Annotated in this window: 27 protein-coding genes; 1 reads left to right on the forward strand and 26 read right to left on the reverse strand. The window is 37.7% G+C overall.

Features of this window, described 5'->3' with window-relative positions:
- Nucleotides 1–138: 138 nt before the first annotated feature.
- Together dnaK and GM920_RS11625 are read right to left on the reverse strand one after the other, a co-directional pair.
- Nucleotides 139–2049: a molecular chaperone DnaK gene (dnaK, locus tag GM920_RS11620; protein WP_182957278.1), complete on the reverse strand. Its 1911-nt coding sequence runs from the start codon at nt 2047–2049 to the stop codon at nt 139–141.
- A 179-nt stretch (nt 2050–2228) separates the two neighbouring features.
- Nucleotides 2229–3440, reverse strand: a complete 1212-nt coding sequence (locus tag GM920_RS11625) for a class I SAM-dependent methyltransferase (protein WP_182957280.1) — start codon at nt 3438–3440, stop codon at nt 2229–2231.
- 57 nt (nt 3441–3497) lie between these two features.
- Between GM920_RS11625 and GM920_RS11630 the strand changes: the two genes are divergently transcribed.
- Nucleotides 3498–4055, forward strand: coding sequence for a 2'-5' RNA ligase family protein (locus tag GM920_RS11630; RefSeq protein WP_182957283.1), 558 nt, complete (start codon nt 3498–3500; stop codon nt 4053–4055).
- Nucleotides 4056–4111: 56 nt separating this feature from the next.
- Here the strand turns inward: GM920_RS11630 and rplQ are convergent, their stop codons facing one another.
- The 24 genes from rplQ to rplV all read right to left on the reverse strand — a co-directional run bounded on the left by rplQ (nt 4112) and on the right by rplV (nt 16385).
- Nucleotides 4112–4621, reverse strand: coding sequence for a 50S ribosomal protein L17 (gene rplQ / locus GM920_RS11635; RefSeq protein ID WP_182957286.1), 510 nt, complete (start codon nt 4619–4621; stop codon nt 4112–4114).
- Between the two features lie 92 nt (nt 4622–4713).
- Nucleotides 4714–5706, reverse strand: a complete 993-nt coding sequence (locus GM920_RS11640; protein ID WP_062550419.1) for a DNA-directed RNA polymerase subunit alpha — start codon at nt 5704–5706, stop codon at nt 4714–4716.
- Between the two features lie 78 nt (nt 5707–5784).
- Entirely contained in the window at nt 5785–6393 is a 609-nt protein-coding gene (gene rpsD, locus GM920_RS11645; RefSeq protein WP_062550420.1) for a 30S ribosomal protein S4, read from the reverse strand.
- Nucleotides 6394–6456: 63 nt separating this feature from the next.
- Nucleotides 6457–6846: a 30S ribosomal protein S11 gene (gene rpsK / locus GM920_RS11650; protein ID WP_041878538.1), complete on the reverse strand. Its 390-nt coding sequence runs from the start codon at nt 6844–6846 to the stop codon at nt 6457–6459.
- A gap of 21 nt (nt 6847–6867) precedes the next feature.
- Nucleotides 6868–7245 (reverse strand): 30S ribosomal protein S13, encoded by a 378-nt coding sequence (gene rpsM, locus GM920_RS11655; RefSeq protein ID WP_062550421.1) that lies wholly within the window; start codon nt 7243–7245, stop codon nt 6868–6870.
- A gap of 81 nt (nt 7246–7326) precedes the next feature.
- Nucleotides 7327–7443, reverse strand: a complete 117-nt coding sequence (gene rpmJ, locus GM920_RS11660; RefSeq protein ID WP_073232286.1) for a 50S ribosomal protein L36 — start codon at nt 7441–7443, stop codon at nt 7327–7329.
- Between the two features lies 1 nt (nt 7444).
- Nucleotides 7445–7663: a translation initiation factor IF-1 gene (gene infA / locus GM920_RS11665; RefSeq protein WP_008244555.1), complete on the reverse strand. Its 219-nt coding sequence runs from the start codon at nt 7661–7663 to the stop codon at nt 7445–7447.
- A gap of 71 nt (nt 7664–7734) precedes the next feature.
- A complete protein-coding gene (gene map / locus GM920_RS11670; protein WP_182957289.1) occupies nt 7735–8520 on the reverse strand; it encodes a type I methionyl aminopeptidase in 786 nt (261 codons plus the stop codon).
- A gap of 8 nt (nt 8521–8528) precedes the next feature.
- Nucleotides 8529–9866 carry a preprotein translocase subunit SecY gene (secY, locus tag GM920_RS11675; RefSeq protein ID WP_182957291.1) on the reverse strand — a complete coding sequence of 446 codons (1338 nt, stop codon included), beginning with the start codon at nt 9864–9866 and terminating at the stop codon, nt 8529–8531.
- Between the two features lie 13 nt (nt 9867–9879).
- The gene (gene rplO, locus GM920_RS11680) at nt 9880–10326 is read right to left on the reverse strand and encodes a 50S ribosomal protein L15 (RefSeq protein WP_182957294.1); all 447 of its coding nucleotides are present in this window, start codon (nt 10324–10326) and stop codon (nt 9880–9882) included.
- Between the two features lie 108 nt (nt 10327–10434).
- Complete coding sequence (gene rpmD / locus GM920_RS11685) at nt 10435–10614, reverse strand: 50S ribosomal protein L30 (RefSeq protein ID WP_062550424.1); 180 nt, start codon at nt 10612–10614, stop codon at nt 10435–10437.
- Between the two features lie 4 nt (nt 10615–10618).
- A complete protein-coding gene (gene rpsE / locus GM920_RS11690) occupies nt 10619–11137 on the reverse strand; it encodes a 30S ribosomal protein S5 (protein ID WP_062550425.1) in 519 nt (172 codons plus the stop codon).
- Between the two features lie 18 nt (nt 11138–11155).
- A complete protein-coding gene (gene rplR / locus GM920_RS11695) occupies nt 11156–11509 on the reverse strand; it encodes a 50S ribosomal protein L18 (protein WP_062550426.1) in 354 nt (117 codons plus the stop codon).
- A 5-nt stretch (nt 11510–11514) separates the two neighbouring features.
- The gene (rplF, locus tag GM920_RS11700) at nt 11515–12072 is read right to left on the reverse strand and encodes a 50S ribosomal protein L6 (protein WP_182957297.1); all 558 of its coding nucleotides are present in this window, start codon (nt 12070–12072) and stop codon (nt 11515–11517) included.
- A gap of 18 nt (nt 12073–12090) precedes the next feature.
- On the reverse strand, nt 12091–12489 hold the full coding sequence (rpsH, locus tag GM920_RS11705) for a 30S ribosomal protein S8 (protein WP_062550428.1): 399 nt from the start codon (nt 12487–12489) through the stop codon (nt 12091–12093).
- A 114-nt stretch (nt 12490–12603) separates the two neighbouring features.
- Nucleotides 12604–12873: a 30S ribosomal protein S14 gene (gene rpsN / locus GM920_RS11710; protein WP_055130472.1), complete on the reverse strand. Its 270-nt coding sequence runs from the start codon at nt 12871–12873 to the stop codon at nt 12604–12606.
- Nucleotides 12873–13442 carry a 50S ribosomal protein L5 gene (gene rplE / locus GM920_RS11715; protein ID WP_182957299.1) on the reverse strand — a complete coding sequence of 190 codons (570 nt, stop codon included), beginning with the start codon at nt 13440–13442 and terminating at the stop codon, nt 12873–12875. The genes rpsN and rplE overlap by 1 nt, the downstream gene beginning before the upstream one ends.
- Entirely contained in the window at nt 13442–13780 is a 339-nt protein-coding gene (gene rplX, locus GM920_RS11720; RefSeq protein ID WP_202986093.1) for a 50S ribosomal protein L24, read from the reverse strand. Before rplX ends, rplE begins: the two co-directional genes overlap by 1 nt.
- 1 nt (nt 13781) lies before the next feature.
- Nucleotides 13782–14150 carry a 50S ribosomal protein L14 gene (gene rplN / locus GM920_RS11725; protein ID WP_062550431.1) on the reverse strand — a complete coding sequence of 123 codons (369 nt, stop codon included), beginning with the start codon at nt 14148–14150 and terminating at the stop codon, nt 13782–13784.
- 1 nt (nt 14151) lies between these two features.
- Nucleotides 14152–14406: a 30S ribosomal protein S17 gene (gene rpsQ / locus GM920_RS11730; RefSeq protein WP_048907439.1), complete on the reverse strand. Its 255-nt coding sequence runs from the start codon at nt 14404–14406 to the stop codon at nt 14152–14154.
- A gap of 13 nt (nt 14407–14419) precedes the next feature.
- The gene (gene rpmC, locus GM920_RS11735; protein ID WP_182957301.1) at nt 14420–14632 is read right to left on the reverse strand and encodes a 50S ribosomal protein L29; all 213 of its coding nucleotides are present in this window, start codon (nt 14630–14632) and stop codon (nt 14420–14422) included.
- A 75-nt stretch (nt 14633–14707) separates the two neighbouring features.
- Nucleotides 14708–15130 carry a 50S ribosomal protein L16 gene (gene rplP / locus GM920_RS11740; RefSeq protein ID WP_062550433.1) on the reverse strand — a complete coding sequence of 141 codons (423 nt, stop codon included), beginning with the start codon at nt 15128–15130 and terminating at the stop codon, nt 14708–14710.
- Between the two features lie 38 nt (nt 15131–15168).
- Nucleotides 15169–16017 carry a 30S ribosomal protein S3 gene (gene rpsC / locus GM920_RS11745; RefSeq protein WP_062550434.1) on the reverse strand — a complete coding sequence of 283 codons (849 nt, stop codon included), beginning with the start codon at nt 16015–16017 and terminating at the stop codon, nt 15169–15171.
- Between the two features lie 5 nt (nt 16018–16022).
- Nucleotides 16023–16385 (reverse strand): 50S ribosomal protein L22, encoded by a 363-nt coding sequence (gene rplV / locus GM920_RS11750; RefSeq protein WP_062550435.1) that lies wholly within the window; start codon nt 16383–16385, stop codon nt 16023–16025.
- Between the last annotated feature and the right edge of the window lie 3 nt (nt 16386–16388).

A 16388-nucleotide genomic window follows, 5' to 3' on the forward strand; every position in this document is an offset into this window, starting at 1 on the left:
GTGGATCCCTTTTTTGTTTAACAAGGCCTATACAGACGCGCTAGGCTTAATTAAACCGTTCAAGACAATAAAATAGCCTGTATAAAAAAAGGTGTTCTGAATTAACAGAACACCTTTTCTTTTAAATAAGCTTAACGCTTATTTTTTATCATCTTTCACTTCTTCGAAGTCTACATCGGTAACGTCGTCACCACCTGCAGGTGCATCTTGTGAAGCACTAGCAGCACCTTCTGGTTGAGCACCATCTTGTCCTGCTTTGTACATATCTTCAGAAGCTGCATTCCATGCATTTTGTAATTCTTCTTGAGCTGCATCGATATCAGCGAAGTTTCTAGCTGCATGCGCATCTTTCAGTTTTTTCAAACCTTCTTCGATAGGCGCTTTTTTATCCGCTGAAATTTTCTCACCAAATTCTTTCAATTGTTTCTCAGTAGAGAAGATCAAAGCATCAGCACCGTTGATTTTATCAGCTTCTTCTTTAGCGATTCTATCAGCATCTGCATTTTGCTCAGCTTCTTCTTTCATCCTTTTGATTTCTTCGTCAGTTAAGCCTGAAGAAGCCTCAATACGGATTTTTTGCTCTTTACCAGTAGCTTTATCCTTAGCAGAAACATGTAAGATACCGTTTGCATCAATATCAAATGCTACTTCTACCTGAGGAACTCCGCGTGGAGCTGGTGGAATACCATCTAAGATGAAACGACCAATCGTACGGTTTTGAGCAGCCATTGGACGCTCTCCTTGTAAGATATGGATCTCTACTGAAGGCTGGTTATCAGCTGCTGTAGAGAAAGTCTCTGCTTTTTTAGAAGGAATAGTTGTATTGGCTTCAATTAATTTAGTCATTACACCACCCATAGTCTCAATACCTAAAGAAAGAGGAGTAACATCTAATAACAATACATCTTTAACTTCACCTGTTAATACACCACCTTGGATTGCAGCACCGATTGCTACTACCTCATCAGGATTAACACCTTTAGAAGGGTCTTTACCGAAGAAAGCTTTAACAGCATCCTGGATAGCAGGAATACGAGTTGAACCACCAACTAAGATGATCTCATCGATATCGCTAGTTTTTAAACCTGCATTTTTCAATGCTGATTTACATGGGTCAATAGTACGTTTAATTAAATCAGCAGCCAATTGCTCAAATTTAGCACGGCTTAAGTTTCTAACCAAGTGTTTAGGACCAGTTGCATCAGCAGTGATGTAAGGTAAGTTGATCTCAGTTGAAGTGGTGCTTGAAAGCTCAATTTTAGCTTTCTCAGCTGCTTCTTTCAAACGTTGTAAAGCCATTGGATCTTGATTCAAGTCCATACCATACTCGTTTTTGAATTCAGCTGCTAACCAATCAATAATAACGTGGTCAAAGTCATCACCACCTAGGTGAGTATCACCGTCAGTTGATTTTACTTCAAATACGCCATCACCTAACTCTAATACTGAAACGTCATGAGTACCACCACCACAGTCAAACACAACAATTTTCATGTCTCTCTGTGCTTTATCCAAACCGTAAGCTAAAGCAGCTGCAGTTGGCTCATTGATGATACGTTTCACTGTTAAACCAGCAATTTCACCAGCTTCTTTAGTAGCTTGACGTTGTGCATCATTGAAATAAGCAGGAACAGTAATAACTGCTTCAGTTACCTCATGACCCAAAAAGTCTTCAGCTGTTTTTTTCATTTTCTGCAAAATCATCGCAGAAATTTCTTGTGGTGTGTATTTACGGTCGTCAATTTCTACACGTGGTGTATTGTTGTCGCCCTTAACTACTTTATAAGGTACACGACCAGCTTCTTTAGACACTTCAGCAAAGCTGCTGCCCATAAAGCGTTTGATCGAATAAATTGTTTTTGTTGGGTTAGTAATTGCCTGGCGTTTTGCCGGCTCACCTACCTTGCGCTCACCATTCTCTGCAAAAGCAACAATGGATGGCGTAGTACGCTTACCCTCACTGTTGGCTATAACTACAGGTTCGTTACCTTCCATTACGGATACGCAAGAATTTGTTGTTCCTAAGTCTATACCAATAATTTTTGACATGCTATTTATCTCTATTTATGTTTATGAATCTTATTATTTATTTCTAATTATTTCTTGTTTAACAAGCAATGTGCCAATTAAGTTTTGGCAGAATTTTTTGTTATTTGTCCAGTATAAAGTAATTTTCTGTCCGAATCTTGTTACAAAAATGTGACAGGATGACAGAATTACGATGTCTTTTACTGATCCAACTTCAGTAAACGTTCCAAATGGTGGTAGCCAATTCCAAAATAGGCTTTAGTTTCTTGGAGCTTCTGCTTAATTTCTGCTTGTTTCTGTTCCAATGCTTTTGTTGAAACATTAGCCGACTTCAGCCCTACTACCAATACATTTTTAGGCGTATGTGCATCAGAAATAAATTCAAAGACTTTCGTCTTATAACCAAAATATTCCAGGATCAACGCACGAATCGCGTCAGTTACCATTTCTGCCTGTCGTTCCATAAAGATACCATACTTGGTCAATACCGAAACTTCATTTCTAACCTTATGTTTATCCATTTCACGTCTAATCTGTTTATGGCAGCAAGGAGCTACAACAATTAAACTCGCATTCGCCTTTATTCCTTTATAAATAGCATCATCCGTTGCTGTATCACAGGCGTGTAAGGCGATCAACAAATCAATAGTGTCTACCTGATAATCTTGAATCGTTCCAGGCACAAAATCCAGGTCAATAAAGCCTGAGCTTTTCGCAATCCCATTACATAAACTCACCAAGTCATCCCTGTATTCTACCCCTGTAACTTTCGTTTCCAGTTTCAATACCTGATGTAAATAATCATACAAAGCAAAGGTCAGATACCCTTTTCCAGAACCCATATCCACTACTTTCTTAATGCTATTTTCCGGCAATTCTTTAATCAGGGAACTCAGGATCTCTACATACTGGTTGATTTGTTTATACTTATCCTGGGCGTTTTTAAATACATTTCCCTCCCCGTCAGTAATCTTCAATTCTTGCAAATAAGGCTTACCAGCAGGCTGAATCAGTCGCTTCTTCTCCTTATTATGCGCTAAGCTAGGTACTGTTTTACCATCACCATTCAAGATTCTTTCCCGCATTGCGATCACATGATTCTTACCGTGCTCCAAAATCACTTCCTTCTCCGTAGTGAACAAAGTACAGGCTTTAAAATCATTACTGATAAAATGAGTAACCATCGTGATTCCATCTGGAATCGGAAAATTCTTAACGATGTCTCTGGTCTTATTGCGGTAGGTAAAAGAAAGCATATCTGCTCTTTTAATTTTCACCCTGCGGACGTAAACATTTTTTAATTCTTTATCATTTCCCTGATAATTGCCCAGGGAAACTTTTAGAAAAGTATTCGAGGAAAGACTTTCCGCGAGTTGTTCTTGAAAACGCTGTAAATGGAGTTGATTTGACATGAAATTGAATTACGACACAAAGATACCCTTTTGAAAAAGGAATAGTAAATTAGCTTTATGAAACATCGTTATTTAATTGCCATTCTTCCGCCAAAAGAGCTGGCCATTGAAATTGATAACATCAGACAACTGTGTTCCCACAGGTTCAATGTATTTAAGGCGTTGAGACCGCCAGTCCATATCACACTAAGGTACATTGATGAGCTTGAAGAAAGCTATGAACCAAAACTGATAACCAGCCTTTCAGCAGCCAGAAATTTTAAACCTTTTATCCAGCATCTTCACAATTTTTCAGGTTTCCAGAAAGCTAAAGCTATCTATGTCGCAGCAACGGCAAACAAACAAATTGACAATTTGTACACGCAAATAATAAACCATACTAAACCTTTCTGTAAAAATGCAAGTGGCGGTCGAACACCACATATAACGATTGCCTACAGAGACGTTACGCCAGACCTTTACCTTGAAATAATGGAATACTATAAAAAACAAACCTTTCAGGCAGATTTCGAAGTTAATCAATTCAGTTTGTTAAAGCATGATGGTATCCGTTGGAATGTACTAAAACATTATCATAGTCTACCAGGTTCGGAACAATTACAAATTCCCCTATAAAGAAAAAACCCCATCCAAAACGGACAGGGTTTTCCTTATAATGATGAGGGAATAAATTATTCTCCTTTATCTTCAGTTTTAGTTTCAACTGCTGCTTCTTCAGTAGCTGGAGTAGCTGCAACTGTAGTATCGTCAGCTTTTTTAGCTTTAGTTCTACCACGACGTGTAGTTTTCTTCTCAGCAGATTCCACTTCTTTACCGTAAACTTCATTGTAATCAACCAATTCGATTAAAGCCATTTCAGCGTTATCACCTAAACGGTTGTTTAATTTAATGATCCTTGTGTAACCACCTGGACGATTTGCAATTTTAGCTGCAACATCACGGAACAATTCAGTAATGATTTCTTTATCTTGTAAGTAACTAAAAACGATACGACGAGAGTGTGTAGTATCAGTTTTAGATTTAGTCAAAAGAGGCTCAACATACATACGCAAAGCTTTTGCTTTTGCTAAAGTAGTTTGAATTCTCTTGTGTTTAATTAACGATGAAGCCATGTTAGCCAACATCGCCTTACGATGTGAATCTGTTCTTCCTAAGTGGTTATTTTTTTTACCGTGTCTCATTTTGATTTTATTCAGTGTATACCGTCTCGTTGATTATTATCTGAGGGAATTATACACGATTAACAATATTGTTATTTAAGGGTAGTATTGGTTTACTCTTCGTCAAGTTTGAATTTCGATAAGTTCATACCGAAAGATAAGCTTTTAGATTTCACCAATTCCTGAATCTCAGTCAATGATTTTTTACCGAAGTTTCTGAATTTTAACATATCAGCAACATCATAAGAAACCAGGTCAGCTAAAGTACGGATATCAGCTGCTTTAAGGCAGTTTAATGCACGCACAGAAAGATCTAAATCAACCAATTCAGTTTTAAGAATTTTACGCATATGCAAAATTTCTTCATCTACTTCTTTAGTTTCTTCTTTAGCTTGAGATTCTAATACTAAATTCTCATCAGAGAACAACATAAAGTGCTGGATTAAGATTTTCGCAGCTTCTTTTAGTGCTTCTTCAGGGTGGATAGATCCATCTGTAGAGATATCTAGAATTAATTTTTCATAATCTGTCTTTTGTTCAACACGATAATTTTCAATCGAGTATTTTACATTTTTCATTGGGGTAAAAATCGAATCGATTGCGATTACACCAACTACAGCATCATTGATTTTATTTTCTTCAGCTGGAACATAACCGCGTCCTTTATTGATAGTTAATTCTACCTCTAAAGTCACTGTTTTTTCCATGTTACAAATAACGAAATCAGGGTTAAGAACCTCGAAGTTGTTAGAGAATTTTGTAATATCTCCAGCGGTAAACTGATCTTGCCCGTTTACTAAAATGAAAACTTTTTCAGAATCACCAGAATCACCAACTTTCTTAAAACGTACTTGTTTCAAGTTAAGGATGATTTCCGTCAAATCTTCTACAACACCTTTCATTGTAGAAAACTCGTGAGATACGCCAGAAAAACGAATACTTGTAATGGCATAACCTTCTAAAGAAGAAAGTAAAATTCTTCTTAGGGCATTACCAATTGTTACACCGAAACCGGGCTCTAAAGGACGAAATTCAAATATACCATCGAAATCTGTTGATTTCTGCATGATTACCTTATCGGGTTTCTGAAATGCTAAAATTGCCATTTATAATGTTTTTAGATCGTTATTAAAATTATGTAATGAAATAAAGTGAATTGCCCAGAAGGCAATTCACTAAATATATTACTTAGAGTATAACTCTATTATAAGGTTCTCTTTGATATTTTCTGGGATCTCATCACGGTTAGGATAAGTTAAGAACTTACCTGACAATTCACTTGCATTCCAGTCTAACCAATTGAATTTATTGATTACTCTGCCTGCTACTGAATTAGTAATCGCTTCTAAAGTCTTAGACTTTTCGCGAACTGCAACAACATCACCAGCTTTTAATTGATATGAAGGAATATTTACTACTTCACCGTTAACTGTTACGTGTTTATGGCTAACTAACTGACGTGCAGCTGAACGTGTTGTAGCAATACCTAATCTGTATACTGTGTTATCTAAACGAGCTTCTAATAATTGCAATAAGTTATCACCAGTGATACCTTCACGAGAAGATGCTTTAGTGAATAAGTTACGGAATTGACGTTCTAATACACCATAAGTATATTTAACTTTCTGTTTTTCCATTAACTGTACTGCGTACTCGGATTGTTTACCTCTTCTTTTGGAAGCACCGTGCTGTCCAGGAGGATAATTTTTTCTATCTAATACCTTATCAGGGCCGAAAATTGGCTCTCTGAATTTACGGGCGATTTTGGACTTTGGTCCTGTATATCTTGCCATTGTTTTTTGTTTAAAGTATCGTGTAGCCTTAAGCTACAGACTCTTAGCTTTAAAAATTAATTATTATACTCTTCTCTTTTTAGGAGGACGACATCCGTTGTGCGGAAGCGGAGTGATATCTTTGATAGAGGTTACTTCGATACCTGAAATCTGCAATGTTCTAATTGCTGACTCACGACCTGAACCTGGACCTTTAACAAAAACTTCTACTTTACGAAGACCTAAGTCAAATGCTACTTTACCGCAATCAGATGCTGCTTGACCTGCTGCATAAGGAGTGTTCTTTTTAGAACCCTTGAATCCCATTTTACCTGCAGAAGACCATGAAATAGTTTGACCGTTGTTATTTGTTAAAGTAACAATGATATTGTTAAAAGTAGCATTGATGTGCGCCTGACCAACAGGCTCAATTACAACAATACGCTTTTTGGTAACTTTTTTACTCTTAGCCATAATTCTTATTCAGTACTAATTTTATTTAGTAGCTTTTTTCTTGTTAGCAACTGTTTTTCTCTTGCCTTTACGTGTACGAGAGTTGTTCTTAGTACGTTGTCCACGTACCGGCAAACCTTTTCTGTGACGTAATCCACGGTAACAACCGATATCCATTAAACGTTTAATGTTCAACTGAACTTCTGAACGTAAAGCACCTTCTACTTTTACGCCGTCGTTGATGATGGTACGGATAGCCGATAACTCATCGTCAGACCAATCCTGTACTTTCTTGTTAAAATCGATACCTGCTTCCGTTAAAATACGTTGAGCAGTTGATCTACCTACTCCGAAGATGTACGTTAGACCAATTTCGCCTCTTTTGTTTCTTGGTAAATCAATACCTGATATCCTTGCCATATTTGTACTAAATGTTTGATTAACTGAATGAACGAGATTGAGTATCCTGTACATTCAATCTTCATCACAATCAATAATTTCTTAACCTTGACGTTGCTTATATTTTGGATTTTTCTTGTTAATCACGAAAAGTTTACCTTTACGACGAATAATCTTGCAATCAGCGCTACGTTTTTTAATTGATGACCTAACTTTCATTTTATTTATATCTATAAGTAATCCTGCCTTTTGATAAATCGTAAGGCGACATCTCTAATTTGACTTTGTCTCCAGGTAAAATCTTGATGTAGTGCATCCTCATTTTACCCGAAATATGAGCTATTATCTCATGACCATTCTCTAGTTCCACTCGGAACATGGCATTGGATAGTGCTTCTCTTATTACACCGTCTTGTTCAATTGAGGCTTGTTTAGCCATATAATATTGATATTTACTTAATTAGCTGCTACTAAACAGGGTTGCAAAATTAAATAAAAAAATTTAATAAATTACCTTTTTTTATTTAAAACTTCCTCAATAACTGAAAAAGTTGATAAAACATCTGCATTACCCTTTTTAACTGCCACCGTATGCTCAAAATGAGCTGATGGCCTATTGTCCTTACTGGTTACTGTCCAGCCGTCCGACCAGAACTTAACACCCGCTGTACCTGCATTGATCATAGGCTCTATAGCGATCACCATTCCCTCTTCCAGTTTAATTCCACTTCCCCGCTTACCATAATTTGGTACTTCAGGTTTTTCGTGTAATTGAACGCCAACTCCGTGACCTACTAATTCCTTCACTACACCAAATCCATTCGCCTCCGCATGCGCCTGTACAGCATAGCCTACATCTCCGATCCTTGATCCTACGACAGCCTTCTCTATGGCAAGTCTTAAACACTCTTTAGTCACCTCTACTAACTTCTGTTTCTCTGCGTCTACTTCTCCAATAGAAAAAGTATAAGCCGAGTCACCAAAGTATTTATTTAGAATGACCCCACAGTCGACGGAGATCAAGTCCCCCTCCTGTATCACATATTCACCTGGAAAGCCATGAACAACTTGCTCATTTGGCGAAATACATAGTGAATACGGGAAGCCGTTATAGTTTAAAAAAGCCGGGATTGCTCCGTGGTCTTTAATAAACGTTTCAGCCAGGTCATTCAATTTTTTTGTAGTGATGCCCGGACCAATCACTTTAGCTACTTCAGCCAAAGTTTTAGATACGAGTAAAGAACTCTCTCTTATTAACTCGATCTCCTCAGGAGATTTGTAATAGATCTTAGACATACTATATTTTAGATCACTGCGTTGCTACCAGTTGTTGCAGCAGGAATTCCTGTGCGACCGGTAACTCTACCTGTTTTCATTAAACCATCATAATGACGCATTAACAAATAACTTTCAATTTGTTGCAAAGTATCTAATACTACACCTACCAGGATCAACAAAGAAGTTCCACCATAGAAATGGGCAAATTCTGACTTGATACCGAATTTAACGGCTACTGAAGGAAGTACTGCGATGATGGCAAGGAAAACTGCACCTGGGAAGGTGATCTTCGAAATTACATCATCTATGAAGCTTGAGGTAGCCAAACCTGGTTTGATACCAGGAATAAATCCACCGTTCTTCTTCATGTCGTCCGACATTTGTGTAGGGTTAACGGTAATTGCAGTATAAAAGAATGTAAATGCAATAATTAAAAATCCAAAAGTTAAGCTATACGCTAATGAAGTATAGTCACTGAACTGAATCAACCAGGTGTTCTGTAAAGAAGGAAAGAACTGAGGAATGAATCCAGGGATAAACATCAATGCCTGAGCAAAGATAATCGGCATAACACCGGCAGCATTCACTTTTAAAGGAATGTACTGTCTTACCCCACCAAATTGTCTGTTACCAACAATCCTTTTTGCATATTGAACTGGTACTTTACGTACACCTTGAACAATCATGATGGTAAACATCACTACTGCAAATAAGGCCACAATCTCAAGAACAAGGGCGATTAAGCCACCTTCCCCAACGAACCTAGAAGTAATCTCCTGGTATAAAGCGATTGGTAATCTGGCAATAATACCAACCATAATGATTAGTGAAATACCATTTCCAATACCTTTATCGGTGATTTTCTCACCCAACCACATCACGAATAAAGTACCTGCTGCCAACACGAATGTTGCCATCACATAAAATAAAGCATGATCAATAACAATTGCTTCTGTAGGAACTTGTGTTTTAACATAACCAACAGCTTGAACAGCGGTAATGGCTACGGTTAGATAACGCGTAATCTGATTTAGTTTCTTCCTGCCACTTTCACCCTCCTTTTGCATTTTCTGGAATGAAGGAACAGCAATACCTAATAGCTGAACTACAATTGAGGCAGAAATATAAGGCATAACACCCAAGGCAAGGATAGATACCCGTGAAAACGAACCTCCGGCAAACATATCCAAGAGACCTAAAAGACCAGACTTTTCATTATTGCCTAAAAGAGTTGCGTCAACACCTGGTAGCACCACATGAGATACAAATCTATAAACCAAAAGAATCATGAGCGTAAATACAATACGCTCTTTCAATTCTTGAATTTTCCAAATATTACTTAAAGTAGTAAACAGCTTCTTCATTAATTACAATTAATTACAATTTTTCGATTGAGCCTCCAACAGCCTCAATAGCTTGTTGTGCGGTAGCAGAAAAGGCGTGTGCTTTAACTTCTAACTTCGCTTTAACTTCACCACGAGCAAGGATTTTTACCAGGTCATTTTTGTGAGCTAAACCATGGTCTTGCAATGTAGCAAAATCAATTGTAGTTAAGTTAAATTTCTCAGCTAGTTCTTGTAATACGTCTAAGTTTACACTTACGTATTCTACGCGGTTAATTGGTTTGAAACCAACCTTTGGTACGCGACGTTGTAATGGCATCTGACCACCTTCAAAACCAATTTTGGTTTTGTGACCAGAGCGAGATCCAGCACCTTTGTGACCACGTGTTGATGTTCCGCCACGTCCAGAACCAGTACCACGACCAATTCTTTTTACATTTTTTGTAGAACCTTTTGCAGGTTTCAGATTACTTAAGTTCATTTTTTGAAACTTATGTTGCCCTTCGCTTTCACTAATCAGGGCAACGGTTAAACATATTTAAAGGTTGCAAATGTAATTATATAAACCACATTTACAACCTTTAAAAATTTATATACTCTCTATAGCAACTAAGTGATTCACTTTTCTCACCATACCGATGATGGCAGCGTTAGCTTCCACTTCTACACTTTGGTTCATTTTAGTTAAACCTAATGCTTTCATCGTTCTTTTTTGGCGTTCGCTTCTATCGATAATGCTTTTTACCTGGGTTATTTTGATCTTAGCCATAATATTATCCGTTAAAAACTTTATTTAAATCAATACCACGTTGTTGAGCGATGGTATAAGCATCACGCATCTTAGTTAAAGCATCTACTGTTGCTTTTACCACGTTGTGAGGATTTGATGAACCTTTAGACTTTGCTAATACGTTGTGTACACCAGCACTCTCTAGAACTGCACGCATTGCACCACCAGCAATAACACCTGTACCTACTGCAGCTGGTTTGATTAATACAAAACCACCAGAGAATTTACCGATTTGCTCATGAGGAACAGTACCGTTTAATAGAGGAACTTTTACCAAGTTCTTTTTAGCGTCATCGATACCTTTAGCGATTGCTTCAGTTACCTCTTTTGCTTTACCTAATCCGTAACCTACGATTCCGTTTTCATCTCCAACAACCACAATGGCTGAGAAGCTGAAAGTACGTCCACCTTTGGTTACTTTGGCAACACGTTGTATGCTAACTAAACGATCTTTTAATTCGATCTCGCTAGTCTTAACTCTTTTTATATTGATAGTTGACATTCTTATCCTATTTTCAGATTAAAATACTAAACCAGCTTCGCGAGCACCTTCTGCCAACGATTTAACACGTCCATGGTACAAATAACCATTTCTGTCGAAAACTACTTCTTTAATCCCAGCTGCAATAGCTTTTTCAGCTACTAATTTACCTACAGCTACTGATTGTTCAGATTTGTTTCCAGTTCCAGAAAAGTCTTTTGATAAAGACGAAGCTGATACAATTGTATTACCGGTTACGTCGTTAATGATTTGAGCATAAATTCCTTTATTGCTTCTATATACCGATAGACGTGGACGGCTTTCAGAACCTGTTAATCTTTTTCTGATTCCTTTTTTTATACGATCTCTACGAGATAATTTTTTTCCTGCCATTTTGATTATTTTTTAGAAGCTGATTTACCTGCTTTTCTTCTTAACACTTCACCTACAAACTTGATACCTTTACCTTTGTATGGCTCAGGAGTACGTAACGAGCGGATTTTTGCTGCTACCTGACCGATCAATTGTTTGTCAATACTTTCTAAAATGATTTTAGGAGTCTGACCTTTTTCTGAGGTTGTTGTTACCTTAATTTCTTCCGGTAATTGGAATACATAGTGGTGAGAGTAACCCAAAACTAAGTCTAAAGTGTTGCCTGTGTTTGTAGCACGGTAACCAACACCTACTAATTCTTGAGAGATCTTATATCCTTCTGTAACACCAACAACCATATTGTTTAGCAATGAACGGTATAAACCGTGTAATGCTTTGTGTCTTTTCTGCTCTGAAGGACGAGTTACAGTAACTACGCCGTCTTCCTGATTTACAGTGATATCAGAATCAACTGCTTGAGTCAATTCTCCTTTTGGTCCTTTAACAGTTACTACGTTATCGTTAGATACAGTAATTGTTACACCTGAAGGTACATTAATTGGGGCTTTTCCTATTCTTGACATTTTGTTATCCTCCTTTAATTAATAAACGTGACACAAAACTTCGCCACCAATGTTCAGTTTGGCTGCTTCTTTATCTGTCATAACACCTTTAGATGTAGACAAGATTGCGATACCTAAACCGTTTAATACTCTTGGCATATTTTCTACGCCGGCATATTGCCTTAAACCTGGTTTGCTGATACGGGTTAATGTACGGATTGCAGGAATTTTAGTGATCGCATTGTATTTCAAAGCGATTTTAATCGTTCCTTGAACCGTAGTGTCCTCAAACTTGTAATTAGCAATGTAACCTTTGTCAAAAAGAACTTTAGTAATTTCTTTTTTAAGGTTTGATGCAGGAATTTCTACAATTCTGTGATTTGCCTTGATGGCATTTCTTACTCTTGTAAGGTAATCTGCTATTGGATCTGTATTCATTTTTATTTAATTGTGACGGTGGTTTCCTTCCTATTTCATTCGGGACGACCTTCCATCGGTTAATTTTTTTGTTTCTAGCCTTGGGACTGAGCCCTTAGCATAAAGAAAGCTGTTTTACCAGCTTGCTTTTCTTACTCCAGGGATTTTACCTGCTAATGCCATATCACGGAACAATACCCTTGATATACCGAAAGTACGCATGTAACCACGAGGACGTCCAGTTAATTTACAACGGTTGTGTAAACGTACTGCAGATGAGTTTTTTGGTAACTTATCTAATCCTTCATAATCACCAGCAGCTTTAAGTTCTGCACGTTTGTCAGCATACTTAGCTACCAATTTTTGGCGCTTAATTTCGCGAGCTTTTACACCTTCTTTTGCCATTATGAATTTGTGTTATTTTGGTTTTTAAATGGTAATCCGAATTGTTTTAAAAGTTCTAATGCTTCAACATCAGTAGTAGCACTAGTAACAAATGTAATATCCATACCTAAAATCTTGCTGATTTTGTCGATGTTGATCTCTGGGAAGATGATTTGCTCAGTAACTCCTAATGTGTAGTTACCTTTTCCATCAAAACCTTTATCATTGATACCTTTGAAATCACGGATACGAGGTAAAGCTACAGAAATTAAACGATCTAAAAACTCATACATGTTGTTATCACGTAAAGTAACACGCACACCAACTGGCATACCTTTACGTAATTTAAAGTTTGAGATATCTTTTTTAGACTTAGCGCCTACTGCTTGCTGACCAGCGATAGTAGTCATCTCTAAAATAGAGCTGTCCATAATCTTCTTGTCAGTTACAGAGAAACGTCCAACACCTTGGTTGATCGCGATTTTCTCTAACTTAGGAACTTGCATTACGCTTTTATAGTTGAACTTATCTTTAAGTGCAGCTACGATTTCCTCTTTATATTTACTTTTTAATCTTGGTACGTAAGTCATTATTTGATCTCCTCTCCTGATTTTTTACTAACCCTAACTAATTTCCCATCAGCATTAAGCTTTCTGCCAACGCGAGTAGTTGCACCTGTTTTAGGATCAACTAATGCTACGTTAGAAATATGAAGAGCAGCCTCTTTTTTAATGATACCTCCGTTTGGATTAGCAGCATTTGGTTTTGTATGTTTTGATACAAGGTTCACACCTTCTACAAGAATTCTGCTTTTAGAAATTAATACAGAAAGCACAGTGCCTTGTTGGCCTCTTGAATCGCCAGCGATTACCTTTACTAAATCTCCTTTACGGATTTTAATCTTTGGTGTAGTTACTTTATTTTTCATTTTATAATACCTCCGGTGCTAATGACACAATTTTCATGAATTGTTTTTCACGCAGTTCTCTTGCTACCGGGCCGAAAATACGTGTACCACGCGGCTCATCTTGTGCATTTAATAATACTGCTGCATTGTCGTCGAAACGGATGTAAGAACCATCTTTACGTCTGATCTCTTTTCTCGTTCTTACAACTACTGCTTTAGAAACTGTTCCTTTCTTGATGTTACCAGAAGGCAACGCGCTTTTAACGGTTACAACGATTTTGTCACCAATAGAAGCGTATCTCTTTCCAGTACCACCAAGCACACGGATAACCAATACTTCTTTAGCGCCGCTATTGTCGGCTACGTTTAATCTTGATTCCTGTTGTACCATGTTATTTAGCTCTTTCTAAAATTTCCACTAATCTCCAGTTCTTGTTCTTACTCAGCGGACGAGTCTCCATGATCAGTACTGTATCACCAATACCGCAATCGTTTTTCTCGTCATGAGCCATAAATTTGGTAGTTTTTTTAACAAACTTACCATAGATCGGGTGTTTCACTTTACGTTCAACCGCTACAACAATAGATTTATCCATTTTGTTGCTTACTACCAACCCGGTTCTTGTTTTTCTTAATTGTCTTTCCATTTCGACTCTAAAGTTATTTTGTTTCAGTAGCAGACTCAGCTAATTTGCGCTTCGTCACTTCAGTGTTTAATCGGGCGATATCTTTTCTTACCTTTTTAATACGGGTAGGATTTTCGATAGCCGAAATTGTATGTGCAAATTTCAACTTTACTAAATTTTCAGTTTCTTCTGCAATCCTGGCTACTAGTTCTTCTTTTGAAAGCCCTGTGATTTCTGAGTTCTTCATTTTATTAATTTTAATGCCTTGGGTCTAGCGGTTGTAATAACAAGTTACTTACAACATTGAACCCAAGAACTTTTTTTATGCTTCTACGTAATCTCTACGTACTACAAATTTTGTTTGAATCGGCAATTTTTGAGCCGCTAATCTCATTGCTTCTTTAGCTATCGCTAGAGGAACACCTTCGGCTTCAAAAATAATACGTCCAGGTCTAACAACGGCAACCCAGTATTCTGGAGCACCCTTACCTTTACCCATACGAACTTCAGCTGGTTTCTTAGTTACCGGTTTGTCCGGGAAAATTCTAATCCACACCTGGCCTTCACGTTTCATGAAACGAGTTACCGCAATACGGGCTGCCTCTATCTGGCGACTTGTAATCCAAGTCGACTCTAAAGATTTGATCCCGAAAGACCCGAATGATAATTCAGCACCACGTGTTGCTAAACCCTTCATTCTGCCTTTTTGCATCTTTCTGAACTTCGTTCTTTTTGGCTGTAACATCTTATTCTAATATTATCGTTAAACGATCTGTTAACTAATTATTTACGAGGACCTCTGTTAGGAGTATTTCCGCCTCTATTATCTCTTCCTGCACCTGGAGCACCTTGACCTGGACCTCTTCCGCCACGACCTTTATTGTCGTTTCTTCTGTCGCCACCGCCACGGTTATCTCTGTCTCTTCCACCACCGAAAGCACCTTCTGGTCTGCCACCTTTACCTGGAGCATTGCTCACAGAACCGATGTTTGGAGAAAGATCACGTTTACCGTAAACTTCACCTTTACAGATCCAAACTTTAACACCTATTTTACCATAAGTAGTTAAAGCTTCTGCTAATGCATAGTCAATGTCAGCACGGAAAGTATGCAAAGGAATTCTTCCTTCTTTATACTGTTCGCTACGAGCCATTTCAGCACCACCTAAACGACCAGAGGTCATAATTTTGATACCTTCAGCACCCATACGCATCGTTGATGCAATAGTAGATTTCATTGCTCTACGGAATGAGATCCTTGCTTCTAATTGTTTTGCAACACCTTCTGCAACTAGTTGTGCATCAAGCTCAGGACGTTTGATCTCAAAAATGTTGATTTGAATTTCCTTTTTAGTCAATTTCTTCAACTCTTCTTTGATCTTGTCAACCTCAGCTCCTGCTTTTCCGATCACAATACCCGGACGTGCAGTGTGGATAGTTACCGTGATACGCTTTAACGTACGCTCGATTACTACTTTCGCTACACCGCCTTTTGCGATACGTACAGAAAGGTATTTTCTTATTTTTTCGTCCTCAACTAATTTATCAGCATAGTTGTTGCCACCGAACCAGTTAGAATCCCAACCTTTGATGATTCCTAACCTGTTTCCTATTGGATGTGCTTTTTGTCCCATTTCTGTTAATTAGTTTGAGTTTCAACGTTTTTACTATCTACTACCAAAGTTACATGGTTAGAACGCTTACGGATTCTGTAACCACGTCCTTGAGGTGCTGGTCTAAGTCTTTTTAATTGACGACCACCGCCTACCATTATCGTTTTCACGTATAACTGGTTTTCTTCAGGGCGAGAACCTTCATTTTTAGTTTCCCAGTTTTTGATAGCTGACAATAAAAGTTTTTCAACTCTGATTGCTGCTTCTTTATTGGTAAACTTTAAAATGCTTAAAGCTTTCTCTACACGCTCACCTCTGATAAGATCTACAACCAAACGCATTTTACGTGGTGAGGTTGGACAATTGTTTAATTTCGCTACTGCTTCCATCTC

Source organism: Pedobacter gandavensis (assembly GCF_014172405.1).
Classification (GTDB): domain Bacteria; phylum Bacteroidota; class Bacteroidia; order Sphingobacteriales; family Sphingobacteriaceae; genus Pedobacter; species Pedobacter gandavensis.

What these genes read in the sequence shown, in the direction of transcription:
- rpmJ (WP_073232286.1), bottom strand. Translation starts at nt 7,443, where the DNA reads ATGAAAGTTAGGTCATCAATTAAAAAACGTAGCGCTGATTGCAAGATT.
- rplO (WP_182957294.1), bottom strand. Translation starts at nt 10,326, where the DNA reads ATGAACTTAAGTAATCTGAAACCTGCAAAAGGTTCTACAAAAAATGTA.
- rpmC (WP_182957301.1), bottom strand. Translation starts at nt 14,632, where the DNA reads ATGAAGAACTCAGAAATCACAGGGCTTTCAAAAGAAGAACTAGTAGCC.
- GM920_RS11630 (WP_182957283.1), top strand. Translation starts at nt 3,498, where the DNA reads ATGAAACATCGTTATTTAATTGCCATTCTTCCGCCAAAAGAGCTGGCC.
- rpsH (WP_062550428.1), bottom strand. Translation starts at nt 12,489, where the DNA reads ATGAATACAGATCCAATAGCAGATTACCTTACAAGAGTAAGAAATGCC.
- rplQ (WP_182957286.1), bottom strand. Translation starts at nt 4,621, where the DNA reads ATGAGACACGGTAAAAAAAATAACCACTTAGGAAGAACAGATTCACAT.
- rpsN (WP_055130472.1), bottom strand. Translation starts at nt 12,873, where the DNA reads ATGGCAAAAGAAGGTGTAAAAGCTCGCGAAATTAAGCGCCAAAAATTG.
- rplV (WP_062550435.1), bottom strand. Translation starts at nt 16,385, where the DNA reads ATGGAAGCAGTAGCGAAATTAAACAATTGTCCAACCTCACCACGTAAA.
- rpsE (WP_062550425.1), bottom strand. Translation starts at nt 11,137, where the DNA reads ATGTCAACTATCAATATAAAAAGAGTTAAGACTAGCGAGATCGAATTA.
- rplR (WP_062550426.1), bottom strand. Translation starts at nt 11,509, where the DNA reads ATGGCAGGAAAAAAATTATCTCGTAGAGATCGTATAAAAAAAGGAATC.
- rplE (WP_182957299.1), bottom strand. Translation starts at nt 13,442, where the DNA reads ATGACTTACGTACCAAGATTAAAAAGTAAATATAAAGAGGAAATCGTA.
- GM920_RS11625 (WP_182957280.1), bottom strand. Translation starts at nt 3,440, where the DNA reads ATGTCAAATCAACTCCATTTACAGCGTTTTCAAGAACAACTCGCGGAA.
- infA (WP_008244555.1), bottom strand. Translation starts at nt 7,663, where the DNA reads ATGGCTAAACAAGCCTCAATTGAACAAGACGGTGTAATAAGAGAAGCA.
- rpsK (WP_041878538.1), bottom strand. Translation starts at nt 6,846, where the DNA reads ATGGCTAAGAGTAAAAAAGTTACCAAAAAGCGTATTGTTGTAATTGAG.
- rpmD (WP_062550424.1), bottom strand. Translation starts at nt 10,614, where the DNA reads ATGGCTAAGATCAAAATAACCCAGGTAAAAAGCATTATCGATAGAAGC.
- rplF (WP_182957297.1), bottom strand. Translation starts at nt 12,072, where the DNA reads ATGTCAAGAATAGGAAAAGCCCCAATTAATGTACCTTCAGGTGTAACA.
- rpsC (WP_062550434.1), bottom strand. Translation starts at nt 16,017, where the DNA reads ATGGGACAAAAAGCACATCCAATAGGAAACAGGTTAGGAATCATCAAA.
- rplN (WP_062550431.1), bottom strand. Translation starts at nt 14,150, where the DNA reads ATGGTACAACAGGAATCAAGATTAAACGTAGCCGACAATAGCGGCGCT.
- map (WP_182957289.1), bottom strand. Translation starts at nt 8,520, where the DNA reads ATGTCTAAGATCTATTACAAATCTCCTGAGGAGATCGAGTTAATAAGA.
- rplP (WP_062550433.1), bottom strand. Translation starts at nt 15,130, where the DNA reads ATGTTACAGCCAAAAAGAACGAAGTTCAGAAAGATGCAAAAAGGCAGA.
- rpsQ (WP_048907439.1), bottom strand. Translation starts at nt 14,406, where the DNA reads ATGGAAAGACAATTAAGAAAAACAAGAACCGGGTTGGTAGTAAGCAAC.
- dnaK (WP_182957278.1), bottom strand. Translation starts at nt 2,049, where the DNA reads ATGTCAAAAATTATTGGTATAGACTTAGGAACAACAAATTCTTGCGTA.
- GM920_RS11640 (WP_062550419.1), bottom strand. Translation starts at nt 5,706, where the DNA reads ATGGCAATTTTAGCATTTCAGAAACCCGATAAGGTAATCATGCAGAAA.
- secY (WP_182957291.1), bottom strand. Translation starts at nt 9,866, where the DNA reads ATGAAGAAGCTGTTTACTACTTTAAGTAATATTTGGAAAATTCAAGAA.
- rpsD (WP_062550420.1), bottom strand. Translation starts at nt 6,393, where the DNA reads ATGGCAAGATATACAGGACCAAAGTCCAAAATCGCCCGTAAATTCAGA.
- rplX (WP_202986093.1), bottom strand. Translation starts at nt 13,780, where the DNA reads ATGAAAAATAAAGTAACTACACCAAAGATTAAAATCCGTAAAGGAGAT.
- rpsM (WP_062550421.1), bottom strand. Translation starts at nt 7,245, where the DNA reads ATGGCAAGGATATCAGGTATTGATTTACCAAGAAACAAAAGAGGCGAA.